Raw genomic sequence first — 13,468 nt, forward strand, 5'->3', positions numbered from 1 at the left:
GGCTGCCTTCGGCAGCCCCCACCCCACGAGGGGACTTGCTTCCTCCTCCTCATCCCAAGAGTGTAATGGGATGCGATCGCGGAGTTGGATATTTTGAACGGAGCAAGTGAGCGCCATGAAAGAGATCCTGCTCCCTCACACCCGTCCTTCCCGATGGATGGAATTTGGCCTTCAAGGACTCTCGGTTCTGATGGCCTTGTTGTTCACCACGATTGTATTGTTAATAGCCGGCGCTCCCCCCATCGAGGCCTACCGTCAGGTTCTGGAGGGGGCCTTTGGCTCCCTGAAGCGCGCCACAGATATCCTCGTGGCCTGGGTGCCTTTGATGTTGGTAACCTCCGGCCTGTTGCTGACCTTCACGGCCGGGTTGTGGAACATCGGCGTAGAAGGCCAGATCATGCTAGGGGCCGTTGTGGCGACCGGGATCATGCGCGCGCTGCAAGAGACAGGCCTCCCAGCTCCCCTCGTGATCATTCTGGCAATGGCGGCCGGGATAGCTGGAGGGGCAGCGTGGGCCGGGCTGGTGGGCCTGTTGAAAATCTATGGGGGGGTTCATGAGATCTTCGGCGGCCTGGGATTGAATTTCGTCGCGACCACGCTGATCCTATGGTTGATCTTCGGCCCCTGGAAGCGGCCGGGGATCGGTTCCATGAGCGGAACCGAGCCTTTCCCAGAGCGCCTCTGGTTGCCAGTGTTCCCAGGACTCCGGTTAAGCCCATGGGCTCTGATGTTGGCTCTCCTGAGCATCGCTCTGGTCTATGTGCTGTTGCGCAACACGTACTTCGGGCTCCGACTGAAAGCGATCGGGAAGAATATCCGCGCGGCACACCTGCTGGGGGTGCCAACGGCCCGTTATTTGTTCCTGGCTTTACTGGGATGCGGGGCAATGGCCGGGCTGGCCGGCGCGGTTCAGGTCACCGCCGTCTATCATCGCCTGATCCCGCCGATCTCCAGCGGTTATGGTTACCTGGGGCTGCTGGTGGCTATGCTGGCCAATTACCGCGTTTCCTGGTCTGTGCCTATTGCTTTCTTCTTCGCCGCCCTGAACATCGGCAGCATCCAGCTTCCGATCACGCTGAAGCTTGACTCCACCCTCTCTGGGGTGATGCAAGGCGCCCTGGTCCTTTTCGTGCTGCTGATGCAGGGGGTGCGAGCCCGCTGGCGACCCAAAGCAACCATGGAGTCCGGAGATGATGCCTGAGTGGATCTTCGGTCTGGCAGGAGTTCTGACTGCTTCTGCCCCGCTCCTGATCGCCGTGATCGGTGAGACCTTCTCGGAGCGAGCTGGGGTGGTGAATCTTTCGGTCAACGGGGCGATGTTGTTGGCCGCGATGGCCGGCTTCGCAGTTGCGGTGCAAACGGGCAGCCTGGAACTGGGGTTCTTCGCAGGCGCCATCATCGGCGCGCTGATGGCCTTAGTGGTCGCCTTCGCCAGCCTCACCCTGCGTCAATCCCAGGTCGCCGTGGGGCTGGTGCTGGCTTTGCTGGGTCGGGATCTGGCCTATTTTCTGGGGAATCCGTTCATGGGCGTCCCGGGCCCACGCGTCGGAGCGCTTCCGATCCCTTTCCTTAAGGATCTCCCAATTCTGGGACCCCTACTGTTCCAGCAAAGCCCCATCGTTTACATCGCCTTGCTCACTGTCGTGTTGGCCTGGATCTGGATTTTCCAAACGCGGCCGGGCCTGGTGCTCCGCTGCGTAGGCGAGCGCCCCCCGGCAGCGTTCGTGCGGGGAATCCCTGTTACACGGATTCGATATGGATACGCCGTGCTAGGTGGGGCCCTGGTGGGGTTTGCCGGGGCCGCCTACACCCTGGATCTGAAAGGGGGATGGCAGGGGCCGATCTCCGGGATCGATGGGATCGGATGGATTGTGCTGGCCATTACGATCTTTGGGGGCTGGCATCCGGTGCGCGGAGCCTTCGGGGCGCTGCTGTTCGCCTGGCTTCAATGGGTTAGCCTGGTTCTTCAGCCCAGCCTGCCGGGGATCCCCTCCCAGGTTCTCAATGTGGCGCCGTTCCCCCTCATGATCTTCGCGCTCTTGCTGACCAATCTGGGCAACACCGAATGGGTCCACACGGCGTTATCGCGCCTTCCGGAATCCAGCCGTCGTCTTGCCCTCCGGATCCTCCGCGGCCTCCAGGTCTCGCCGCCCGCGGCGTTGGGAATGGTCTTTGAAGAGGAATCATAACAGGGTGACTGCTGCTTCATCCACATCCGATTTTCAGTTTTGGCTCCTTGGGGGATTGGGGGGTGAGTTGAGTGCCTTCAGCACCCGACTCACCCCCCAAAAGGGAGGCGAGCTGCCTCCCCTCCCTTTACGCCTATCCTCACCCCACTGCTCGACCGCTGCGATCCTCTCCGACGGTCTATCATCATGTAGGGAGAATAAAGCAGCCCATTCCAGTGCGAATGGGGACCACAACAGTCCATCATAGCGGGTGGTCACCCCAACGCGTGGGGGTGATTTTTCCACAGGGAATTTCGGTAAGGTGTGGCCACAGGATGAGATCAGGGTACCTACAAGAAGGCCGGGGTGTCCACATTCCCAAGGCCATCGGATCAGTCACACCCTTCGAGGAGACCACCTGGTGGAGTGAGGCGGAAAACTCCTTGAGGGCTGTGGGGGTTGGAGAACGGGGCCGAGCGCCTTTGGTGCCCAGCTCCGCCCTCAAACCCCCACGAGGAAACCAACAGTGTAACCCTTATATGGTTTACGGGAGGATGGGCCAGAGAATGACGTAAGGGTATGGGCCATGACGTATGATCCGGCAAGCATCCATCCCCTCAGAGATCCAGGCGTGGAATTGTTCCCGGAAGCGATGGCCTTAGTAGTCATGGTGCGTAACCAGCGGGGCTGACAGTGGATCCAACAAACCCAAGCTCATCGCATTCCGCCGCGTCATGCCCCACCGCTGGCCCCTCTGGTCGACTTCATCGCCTTCTATCACACGGCCGCCTTCGGGCCCGAGCGGCCGTCCATCCGTTACTATGCCCCCTTAAGGGGCCATGAGCTGATCCGGCGTTGCGATCTGCTGCCGGAAGAACCAGATCGCCCTCGAGCCAAGGAGCCTTATTATCTATTCCAGTTAGGCCCGCTGCAGCCAGTCCCTCGTCCCGTGATCAGTCGGTGATGGCATCGGGTCGCCTTCCTCCTCACCACCGGGGAACGTTTGCCTCGCGCATCGGATCTCTCGGAGCTTCCTCTTGAGAGAGTGGAGCGTCAGCCTCTCCGAGGCGCGTTGTGTGGGGAAGTCCAGCTGTTCATCGCCCGGGTCAGAAGGAAAAGGAGAGGAGCGCAGTGACCTCAGCGTGGTGGGCTTTATATGGCGTTTCAATAGCCACCAGCGCCCTCGCTCTGGATCCACTGGGAGTGCGCGGAGACCGTCGGCCGAGCCCCTGCGGCATGCACCAGGGTCCCTGAACGCTCTTCTCGGCAGGAGTTACACGGCGGGTTTCCTCATGAGGGCTTTGGGCATGGAGCCCTTCCGCCTCCTCCCATAGGCTCCGAACTACGCAACTCCTATTCGGGGGCCTCGGAGAGCGGGGCAGGCCGTTGAAGATGGCCTGCCCCGGATGGGATTACACCTTCAAGCGATAAACTCCTCGACGAACCCGCTGGAACAGATCCTGATTCTTGCGGAAGATCAGCGTGAGCCGGGCCCGTTGCATTTGCGGATCCCGCCCCGGGACCTGAAGGCCTCGATCCATCAACGCCCGGCGGATCTCCTCCAGCTCCATCCCCTGAGGAGCACCTTTTAGCACTTCCACAATATTGTTCACCAGCTCCCGGGTACGACGACGGCGGGGCATGGTGGTTTGTCGGAACAGACCGATGAGCCCTTCGCTTAACGTAGGATATTTCTCGATCAGCTCGGCGATGTCCTCCAGCAACCGCAACTGGGCCTGGATGTACTCCCGGCGCTGCTCCACGTCAGCCAGTTGGGATCGGAGCAGGCTGATACGGCTTTCTAGGATCTCTTTCATGGTAGAAACCCCCTGTAATCGAGATTGAAGGAAAACAAACTCCTCTCAAAATCTTTAACCACCCGGTGGTTCTGGGAAGCGACGCCGTGGACCGAAAGGGTCCAGCACAGCCTCCCCAAAACCCGGAAGGGAACAAACCATCGACATGGTTACCTAAATGGCAGCCGGTTTATTTAAAGGATCAGGTAAATTATATCACAATTGCAGATTGCGTCAAATCGGATTGCAAGCATTGCATCATTTCCGGGCAATGGCGAAGGTGAGCAAATAAGAGGGATGAAAACGATGGAAGTCCTAAGGGCTCTGAGGCTGATGGGAAGCGGCTGAAGGCATTTCCCTTGGTCCCAAAAAGGCAATACAGCAGTACGAAGGAGAGCAAAAGCAACGTTTGGGGAGCAGCATAAAGATCGAAGAAGCTCGGATCGAGTTCAAACCCTCAGGTAGTTACCCCTTTCAGTAGTGGCGAGCTCCAAATGTCACAAATCCAAAGGGGCCACGCGGGGAGGGGGGAAAGGAGGGTTCTTCCTAGGGTGTGGGCCACCGAAGGCGGCCCACACCCTAGGAGTGACTACCAACCTTCAAGAGAAAAAAGAGGGGAATAGGCGGCTCCTCGTTCATTCCCTATGGACGCAGCAAGTAGCGTCGTCGAACCCAGGCGCTCACAGCATCCATAGCCAGCACCAGGAGGAGCACAGCGAGGAGCACAGCGGTCAGGCGGGAATAAGCCATCGTGCTCAGGTAGATCTGCATATAGAACCCGATGCCCCCTGCCCCGACCAAGCCGAGCACCGTGGAAGCCCGCACGTTATATTCCAGCATGAAGAGCAACTGGCTGAGGATCGCGTTCGCATTCTCGGGCCATAGGACGAAGCGGATCAGATGGCGGCGCTTCGCCCCAACGCCCCGCATGGCCTCGAGGATCTCCGGATCAATCCCCTCGAAGAGCTCCGCATAGAGCTTGGCCAGATAACCCACAGTGTAGAACGCCAGGGCCATTGTCCCCGCCAGGGGACCCAGGCCGACCACGATGACCATCAGCACAGCCCACAGCAACGAAGGCACCGTCCGGATGGCCGCGATCAGAAAGCGAACGACCGCCACGACCCCTGCCGGGAACAGCGTGCGGGATCCGAGCACCCCAAGCGGAAAAGAGAGGAGGAAGCCCAGCATGGTCCCCGCGAAGGCCATTTGCAGCGTCTCGATCAAGGCCCCCCCAATAGTGGGTAGGATCCCCACATCCGGCGGGAACATCTCGCGGGCGAAGCGAACGAGATTAAAGGCCCCGTGGACCAGCCGCCCAGCTTCGAAAAATCCCATCCCCTGGAGCAGCCAGACCAACAGGGCCAGCGCTCCCAAGCTGAGCCCCAGCTCCCGCCACCGACGCCATTCCAGATTTCGCATCGTCCGATGGAGGCTCAAATGCTTCGCACTCATCTCAACCCTTCCCCTCCATGATCTCCCGGAACAACGGCCAGGTCAGAGCGATGGCCGGACTCTCAAAGGCCACCCGACCATTCTTCAGGATCACGACATGATCTGCAAATTCCTGAACCAGCTGGAGCTCATGGAGATTCAAGATCACCGTCAGCCCCCTCTCCCGGGCCAGGCGGCAAACGAGATCCAGCACCTGGGCGGCTCGAGGGAGATCCAGATCGGAGACGAACTCATCCGCCAGGATCAGCTGCGGATCCTGCATGAGGGTCCGCGCGATGGCGACGCGCTGGCGCTCCCCTCCGCTGAGGCGGAACACTTTCTCATGAGCTTTGTCCGCCAGATCCAGCATCGCCAGCAGCGCATGGGCCCGCTCGATCTCCTCCCGAGGGAAGAACCCCAGGGCCGTCCCCCACCCATCGTGGCGGGCCAGAGATCCCAGGAGCACGTTCTCCAGCGCCGTCAGACCCCGTACCAGCCCGAGCTGTTGCGGGATATAGCCCACAATCCGACGCAACGTCGAGTCCTGCTGCCTCCCCAGCGGCTGCCCCATCAGGACGACCCGGCCGCGCTGGAACGGAAGCAGCCCGGCCATGATCCGCATCAAGGTGGTCTTGCCGGCGCCGGAGGGACCCATGATTGCCCAGCAGCCGCCTGAGGGAACCCGAAGATTCACCCCGCGCAGGATCCATGACCCCTCCCGATAAGCGAACCAGAGATCCTCAACTGCCACCGCGGGCGTTGATAGAGCCAACGCTTCCTCGGATCGCAGAACCGTCGTAGGTTGTGTCATTTGGAATCCCTCGCTGAGAAGTTCGCAGCGCGTTGGAGGTTGCGCCACTGAGGGGGAGACGTCGGTCTCCCCCTCAGTGGTCCCCTTCATCAGTCCTCAAGGCGTGATCCGCTCGGAGAAAGCGATATGGGTGCGCCGGATATACTCCCGAAGGGTTCCAAGATGCGTCTGGGCATCCGTTCGCTGGAAGCCCACAAAGAGGCCGGAGATGAACTGGCGCATCAGGCTCCGATGCTCCGGCCCGCTCAACCCCATAAGGGCCTCGATCACCTTCGAGCGCATGGGCTCCTGAAGGGCTTGGCTCACCACCACCACGTGGGAGGGAAGAGGTCCCTGCTGCTCCAGCATCCGGGTGTGAGCCATGACCTCCTGATACAGTTTCTCCGGCACATCGCCGGCGATCACCGTGACATCGACCTGACCGGCCTTCAGGGCTTCCCAGCACTGGCCGTAGCCACCGGCGAAAAGCACCTGGCCGAAGAACGCCTTCGGGTCCACCTCCTGCTGCGCGGGGGGTTCAGGCAACAGCCCCAGCTCAATCAACCGGGCCATCGGCCCGATATAGCCGGAAGTGGAGATCGGGCTGGGGAAGCAGGCCCGCTTGCCCTTCAAATCGGCAAGGGAAGTATACGGGCTGTCCTTCGGGACCACCCAATACGAGTAATAATAAGTGGCCTCGGTCTTCTGAGCGCCGTGGATCACCTCCCGGACCTCGGCCAGGACCACCTGGGCATTGGCCCGTTCGGCCGCTAACAGCCCAGCGAAAGGCCCCATGAAGGCTACATGGGCCTGGCCGAAGCGCAACGCTTCTACTACCCCCGCTTGGCTCAGAGGCACGTAAATCTCTACATCCACCCCCGGCCCCAGACGCTGCTCCAGATATTGCTCCAGCGGCCGCGCCTTCTCCTGGATCTCCGAGACCGCGAAGGTCGGTTGGACCGCGATCACCAACCGCGTCGGTGATGCCTGTCGCGGGGCGCACGCAGCCCCGATCCCCAGCAAAAGCACGATGATTGTAAACCGAGAAAGCGCAAAGCGCATCAGGCACCTCCCCTGGAGATCTCGCATAGATCACTGTAGCGATCTTGAACGGGAGGTGTCAATAGAAAACGGTTAATCAAGAAATTTTCGTAGCATCTTTCAGAAGAAGTAACCTTGGTTAACCACAAAAACCCCCTCAGGAATGGCTTTCCCAAACGGCTCGTTCCTCTTTCGATGGCAAAAGGATTGGACGCCCAGGTGCTGAGTCGTTATGGTCCCCGCTTGGGGATACTGAAGATGCGCGGTGGAGGAACCGGTGGCTCTCCTCCCCGCCGTCCTTTAGAACGACAGGGAGGAGAGCATCAGGATCCCTTCCCATCTGCGCACAGGCTTTGAAACACGTCACGCCGACCAAAGCCCAGAGACCAAGCCCTAAGCACAAAGGACCGCCCACCTGTTGGAGGCCATCGCTCTCGATGCCTGAATGCCCTGACCTCACTTTAGTTATGGAACCCGAGAGAAGGCCCTTCGGAACAGAAAGCCGATGGGCCCTCGGCTCAGGCCAGCTCAAACTCTATAGTGGTCTCCCAGCGTTCCCCTGGAGTCAGGTGCAGGAGCCAGTGGGCAGTCAAGCTGGTTCCTTCATATACCCGCTCGAAGCCAGCCTCCGAGTTTGAGATTGCCTCCACCGGGAATTGCCACCAGGCGGCCGGCCGGCTCAGGCGAATGACGATCCGTCCCCACCATTCGTGGACGATGGCCAGCTCGTCGGATTCGGGGAGTTCCTCAATCGTCGCGAAGGGACGTAATTCCCCATCCGGCCATACCGTGTAGGCTTTCTCACTGTCGCCTCCGGACATCCCCCAATTGACTTCAACGCCGAACCGGGCGTGGATCGAAGAGAGGCCCATAGGGGTCAGGGAATAAGAAACTCGCAGGATCGGCTGGTCCGGGAAGACCTCCAGGCGCTTTTCCAGACGCAAGGGCTTCGGGCCCTCTGGATCCCACACATGGCCATCCCGGCGGAGGGTTACTTGGGGATGGGGATCCGTTTGAATGGCAAACAGAGTGTAGGGTTGATTGACGAAATCTCCCCACTCTGCATATTGCGCTCGATAAAATGCTGCCAGCCGGGTGTCCGGAGCCATGAGGTGATCGATCAATCCGGTCCGACGATACCAGTCCACAATCAATCGTTCTTCGAGGCCCAGTTCTTTCACCCGCACCCGGTGGGTATGGATGCTCTCCAGGCGACCCTCCTGACCGGTTCGCACGATCTCCCCACGGACCGCGGCCTCTCGCAGCACCTTATGATAACCTTCCCGATGCCGGGTCATCCCATTCAGTAAGTTCAGGGCGGCATCCCGGCGGTCCCATTCCAGGATCTGACCGCCCAAATAGGGGCTGATCAGGAGCCACTGATCCGGCGTCCCGATCACGATCTCCTCCTGGGTGTCGGCATCGAAATCGAAGCGCTCTACATACGCCCAAGGCCCTTCCCCGTAGCGGCTTTCATCCACTAAGGCCTCGGCGGTGATCAGGTGCTGATAGTTCGCCTCGCGGATATGGAAGAGATACACACCGCCGAACACCCCATGCCAGTAGGGGCAGTTGCACTGACCAGCCCACACGTGGTCTAAAGCCTCCGCACGGCGTTCGGGATCCGGAAGGGCCCAGGCCTTACGGCTGACCCAGAGCATCTTCTTGTGCATCTGGTTGACCTCTGGATATTTGGCCAGGAAAACCCGCCAGAACCCTCCCCGGATGAACCGGAGAAGATCCGTGCGACCTTCGGCCTGCAGTTGATGCTTAAGATCCGTAAGCTCAGCGGAGACCTCCGGCGGCAGGGCCCATTCGCTCATCTCATCATAGGAAGCGGTGGGAAGGTAGATCCGGCCGAGGGGTGGGAAGCGCGCCGCATACTCGCCGGGCGGGATGGAGATGAGCCAGTCGGCGTTCTCCTCGATGGCGGTGAAGAACATCTCAATCCATCCCCGATCCCAGCAATGGATATCCGTGCCCGGCCACAGGCCGAACTTCTCCCCATCGTCCCCCATCACGGCCACCCGGGGTGGGGTGCCAGGAGGCAAGGACCGCTCGGCATGTTCCCGCAACCAATCGATCACTTCTTGAACGGACGCCCAGGGGATCGTATAGCGCAGATGTTTGGAGGTCCCGAAGATCTTCAGGGGATAGCCCAACTCCTCCGTCACATAATAACCGAAGAGATCTTCATCGGTCAGTCCGACCCACTTGAAGTGGGTATCATCCACAATGGTGTACTGGAGGCCGGCGCGGGCCAGCGAGATGGGCAGATGAGGCTCCCAGACCCGCTCCGCTAGCCAGAAGCCCGTCGGCTCCGCTCCGAAATCTGCCCGCACGGATTCCATATGTTTGCGAATCTGGCCTTCTTTGTCCTCATCCGGGATGATGGCCAGGATCGGCTCATAGTAGGCTCCGGCCATAATCTCCACCTGGCCCCGTTCCACCAGGCGGCGGACCCGCGGGAAGAAGTCCGGTCGATGGGTCTGCAGCCAGTCCCTGAGCGGCCCTGTGTAATGCAAGGCCACCCGGACCCCTGGATGACGCTCTAAGGCGGCGATCATAGGCTCGTAGGCCCGACGATAAGCCTCCTCAAAGACCCAATCGAAGTTCCCAACCGGCTGATGGTTGTGAAACGCCAGCGCCAGATAAATCTTCCCCATTGGTTTCCTCTCTGACTGGTGATAGATAAAGCGCTTTACCCGTGAAGATTAGAGGAAAAAAGCGAACTTGTCAATGGAGAGGAATCCAGAGGATGACCTTCCGTCGTTGGCCCATCCCGAAAAACATCTTGGGGTCTATGATATGCCATGAGGGTCACGCTCAAACTGGGGGGTAGAGCATCCGCCAGGTAGTGGTTCAACCCTCACCCGGCGGGCTGCTTGGGCAGCCGCATCCACTGGAAATCGATGAGCCCAAACATCTCCAATCCGCTCATGCTTCGTCCATTTTTGTTTTTTGAGGAGATGGGATGGTGCGGACCGACGGCCTCGCCCCCTTGATCCGGGGGCGAACCGGACGTCTTCGGCGCCCGGCTCGCCCCCCCAGAAGAAATCTGGAAGGAGCACGAAAACCTATAGCGCTTTACTATTTGATTTATGGGGATACGCAGTGGAAGGAGCGGGTAGCTCCTTCCTTCTTCCCGCAGCCCAAAGGGCTGCGGGAAGAAGGTGCAAATGTGGTAGTGAGGCGCTTTAGGGCTCGTCTTTGATGGTCTTCCCTAACCCCCCAGGACCATCGTCGAAGGGCAGGCAGCTGCCCTAGCAGGTCGAAGGAGGATCGTATGAAACATTTACACCCTCTCTGGCTTCTGGTTGTGTTGACGGCCTGCGCGCCCGTGGCAAGATCCCCGACGGCTCCCCTTCCGGCCAACCCGGAGATCATCCTCGCGACCACGACCAGCGCCCAGGATTCGGGCCTCCTGGACGTTCTGATCCCAGACTTTGAGGCCAAGACCGGCTACAGGGTGAAGGTGATCGCTGTGGGCACCGGGGCGGCGCTCGCTATGGGCGCACGGGGCGATGCCGATGTGCTCCTGACGCACGCACCCGACGCGGAGATGCAATTGGTGGCCTCCGGCGATGTTGCGGACCGGCGCCTCGTCATGCATAACGATTTCATCATCGTCGGACCAAAGGCCGACCCGGCGGGCATTCGAGGGATGGTGAAGGCCACCGAGGCCCTGCGGAAAATTGCCCAGGCCCAGGCCCTCTTCATCTCGCGGGGCGACGACTCCGGCACCCACCAAATGGAGCTGGCCCTCTGGAAGGAGGCTGGCATAACGCCCCAGGGTGCCTGGTACCAGGAGTCCGGCCAGGGGATGGGAGCGACGCTCAAGATCGCCTCGGAGAAGGCCGCATACACCCTGACGGATCGAGCCACCTACCTGGCCATGCGGGATCGTCTGGATCTGATCCTGTTGCTGGAGGGGGATGAAGTTCTCTACAATGTTTACCATGTTATGGTCATCAACCCGAAGAAGCATCCCGGTGTGAACTACGAGGGGGCTACGGCTTTTGCGGACTACCTCACTTCACCGGAGGCCCAGAAGATCATCGGGGAGTTCGGCAAGGATCGCTTCGGTCAGCCCCTCTTCTTCCCGGATGCAGGGAAACCAGAACCATAGAGAAGGTTGTCTGTTGAGCCCCCGCCCCCATCGACGTCTGAAGAGAGACCCTCAAATTCATCTGCACATGCCACGCTGAGGATACGCCGTGAGGGAAGCGGGAGGCTCCACCCCCCTGGATCCCCCCTTCCCCACGGCCCGAGGGGCCGTGGGGAGGGAGGAGAAAAAATGCTTTGGGGGCAAGTGCAACTTCATCAAGGCGAGGCAGGACGTGGATACCCTTCTAGAAGGACTGCGACAGGCCATCTGGCTCTTGGTACATCTGGATGCGACCGTGGTGGAGATCACCCTGCGGACGCTACAGGTGTCGGGCGTGGCAACCCTGGCGGCCCTCGTAGTGGGCGTCCCCTTGGGGACCTATCTGGCCCAGGCCCGCTTCCCGGGTCGCCGTCTGCTGGTGAGCCTGGTCAACACGGGAATGGGGCTCCCGCCGGTCGTGGTGGGGCTCTTCGTGGCCCTGATGCTCTGGCGGAGCGGCCCTTTCGGCCAGTTGGGGCTCATCTACACCCCCGCCGCCATGGTCATCGCCCAGGCGATCATCGCCACCCCGATCATCACAGGGGTGAGCATCGCCGCCATCCAGCAACTGGATCCTCGTCTGCGCTTGCAACTTCTGGGGCTGGGAGCCTCACGGGGACAGGTGGCCCTCATCATGTGGTGGGAGGCGCGCCGGTCCCTCTTAGTGGCTGCCATGGCGGGATTCGGCGGAGCCATTTCAGAAGTGGGCGCGTCCATAATGGTAGGTGGCAACATCGCCGGCCAGACCCGCGTCCTGACCACTGCCGCTGTTCTGGAAATGAGCAAGGGGAACTTCGATCGGGCAATGGCCCTGGGCCTCATCTTGCTTTTCCTTTCTTTCTCTATCACCCTGGGGGCTACCTGGCTCCAACAGAGTGAGAGGGACAAACGGTGAACAAGGTGCTCCTCTCCATTCGAGATCTCCAGGTGCGCTACGGTGATCGTGTGGCCTTAGAGGTGTCGGCTCTGGATCTCTATGAAGGGGAGATTCTGGCGATCATTGGGCCCAACGGGGCCGGCAAGACCACCCTCCTCTATGCGGTGGCCGGCCTTGTGCCGCTGGCGCGAGGAAAGATCCTCCTCCGCGGTCAGACCGTGAACCCACACCAGGTCTCCTACCGCCGGCGCCTTGCCCTGGTTCTCCAGGAGCCAGTTCTCCTGGACCTCTCGGTGCTCGCCAATGTCCTCATCGGGCTACGTATACGTCGTCTGCCGCGGCAAGAGGCCGAAACCCGCGCCCTGGAAGCTTTGGAACGGCTGGGGGTGGCTCACCTGGCCCACCGATCCGCACGGACCCTCTCGGGGGGCGAAGCCCAGCGGGTTTGCTTGGCGCGGGCCCTGGCTCTCCGGCCGGAGGTGCTCCTCCTGGATGAGCCTTTCAGCAGCCTGGATGCTCCCACACGGGCCGCGCTCCTGGCGGATCTCAGGGACCTTCTACGACAAAGCCGTACCACTACCCTCTTCGTCACCCATGACCAGGATGAGGCGCTGCAGTTGGGGGACCGAATCGCGGTGCTCCTCCAGGGGCGGGTGCGGCAGGTGGGCACCCCCGAACAGGTCTTCGGAGCCCCGGCCGACGAGGAGGTGGCGGCTTTCGTAGGCGTAGAGAACCTGGTATCCGGGCAGGTCGTGGCCTGGAGCGACGGGGGGGTCGTAGTGGAAGTCGGCTCCCAACGGCTGGAGGTCGCCGAGGAGGCCCCGGTGGGCCAAGCGGTATGGGTCTGCCTGCGTCCCGAGGACGTGACCCTTTCTCCGGCCGATCAGCCCCTTACAGCGACCAGCGCCCGCAACCGCTTCTATGGGCGGGTGGTGCGAGTGGAGCCCCGGGGACGCCTGTACCATGTGACCGTGGATTGCGGGTTCCATTTGGTAGCGGCCATCACCCCTCGCTCTCTCCAGGAACTGGGCCTAACCAGCGGCCAGGAGGTGGCTGTCGCCTTCAAAGCCACGGCAGCACACCTCCTTCTACGAGGGCGGCCGGCTGGGCGAGGCATTTGATGCCAGATGTAATCTTCGTCGACTCCGCCGGTGGTCGCTCCATTCGGCCATGATGATTTTTTCTTCGTGGGGTGTGGGCGGCCTTCGGCGGCCC

General features: G+C 60.9%; 10 protein-coding genes. 5 read left to right on the top strand and 5 right to left on the bottom strand.

Annotation, left to right across the window (positions count from 1 at the left end):
- Window positions 1–115 precede the first annotated feature (115 nt).
- Together ACFMO5_RS02365 and ACFMO5_RS02370 are read left to right on the top strand one after the other, a co-directional pair.
- Window positions 116–1,201 (top strand): ABC transporter permease, encoded by a 1,086-nt coding sequence (locus tag ACFMO5_RS02365; RefSeq protein ID WP_376791172.1) that lies wholly within the window; start codon window positions 116–118, stop codon window positions 1,199–1,201.
- A complete protein-coding gene (locus ACFMO5_RS02370) occupies window positions 1,194–2,189 on the top strand; it encodes an ABC transporter permease (RefSeq protein ID WP_376791173.1) in 996 nt (331 codons plus the stop codon). The genes ACFMO5_RS02365 and ACFMO5_RS02370 overlap by 8 nt, the downstream gene beginning before the upstream one ends.
- 1,391 nt (window positions 2,190–3,580) lie before the next feature.
- Here the strand turns inward: ACFMO5_RS02370 and ACFMO5_RS02375 are convergent.
- The 5 genes from ACFMO5_RS02375 to ACFMO5_RS02395 form a co-directional block, all read right to left on the bottom strand.
- Entirely contained in the window at window positions 3,581–3,985 is a 405-nt protein-coding gene (locus ACFMO5_RS02375; RefSeq protein WP_376791174.1) for a hypothetical protein, read from the bottom strand.
- 621 nt (window positions 3,986–4,606) lie between these two features.
- Window positions 4,607–5,419: a phosphonate ABC transporter, permease protein PhnE gene (gene phnE / locus ACFMO5_RS02380; protein WP_376791175.1), complete on the bottom strand. Its 813-nt coding sequence runs from the start codon at window positions 5,417–5,419 to the stop codon at window positions 4,607–4,609.
- Between the two features lies 1 nt (window position 5,420).
- Entirely contained in the window at window positions 5,421–6,209 is a 789-nt protein-coding gene (locus tag ACFMO5_RS02385; RefSeq protein ID WP_376791176.1) for a phosphonate ABC transporter ATP-binding protein, read from the bottom strand.
- Between the two features lie 96 nt (window positions 6,210–6,305).
- On the bottom strand, window positions 6,306–7,250 hold the full coding sequence (locus ACFMO5_RS02390; RefSeq protein WP_376791177.1) for a phosphate/phosphite/phosphonate ABC transporter substrate-binding protein: 945 nt from the start codon (window positions 7,248–7,250) through the stop codon (window positions 6,306–6,308).
- A gap of 497 nt (window positions 7,251–7,747) precedes the next feature.
- Window positions 7,748–9,895, bottom strand: a complete 2,148-nt coding sequence (locus tag ACFMO5_RS02395; RefSeq protein WP_376791178.1) for an alpha-amylase/4-alpha-glucanotransferase domain-containing protein — start codon at window positions 9,893–9,895, stop codon at window positions 7,748–7,750.
- Window positions 9,896–10,515: 620 nt separating this feature from the next.
- Between ACFMO5_RS02395 and ACFMO5_RS02400 the strand changes: the two genes are divergently transcribed.
- The 3 genes from ACFMO5_RS02400 to ACFMO5_RS02410 all read left to right on the top strand — a co-directional run bounded on the left by ACFMO5_RS02400 (window position 10,516) and on the right by ACFMO5_RS02410 (window position 13,374).
- The gene (locus ACFMO5_RS02400; RefSeq protein WP_376791179.1) at window positions 10,516–11,358 is read left to right on the top strand and encodes a substrate-binding domain-containing protein; all 843 of its coding nucleotides are present in this window, start codon (window positions 10,516–10,518) and stop codon (window positions 11,356–11,358) included.
- A 211-nt stretch (window positions 11,359–11,569) separates the two neighbouring features.
- Complete coding sequence (locus ACFMO5_RS02405; RefSeq protein WP_376791180.1) at window positions 11,570–12,271, top strand: ABC transporter permease; 702 nt, start codon at window positions 11,570–11,572, stop codon at window positions 12,269–12,271.
- Window positions 12,268–13,374, top strand: a complete 1,107-nt coding sequence (locus tag ACFMO5_RS02410) for an ABC transporter ATP-binding protein (protein WP_376791181.1) — start codon at window positions 12,268–12,270, stop codon at window positions 13,372–13,374. The genes ACFMO5_RS02405 and ACFMO5_RS02410 overlap by 4 nt, the downstream gene beginning before the upstream one ends.
- Window positions 13,375–13,468 lie beyond the last annotated feature (94 nt).

The organism is Thermoflexus sp. (assembly GCF_042408365.1).
In the GTDB taxonomy this organism is placed as follows: domain Bacteria; phylum Chloroflexota; class Anaerolineae; order Thermoflexales; family Thermoflexaceae; genus Thermoflexus.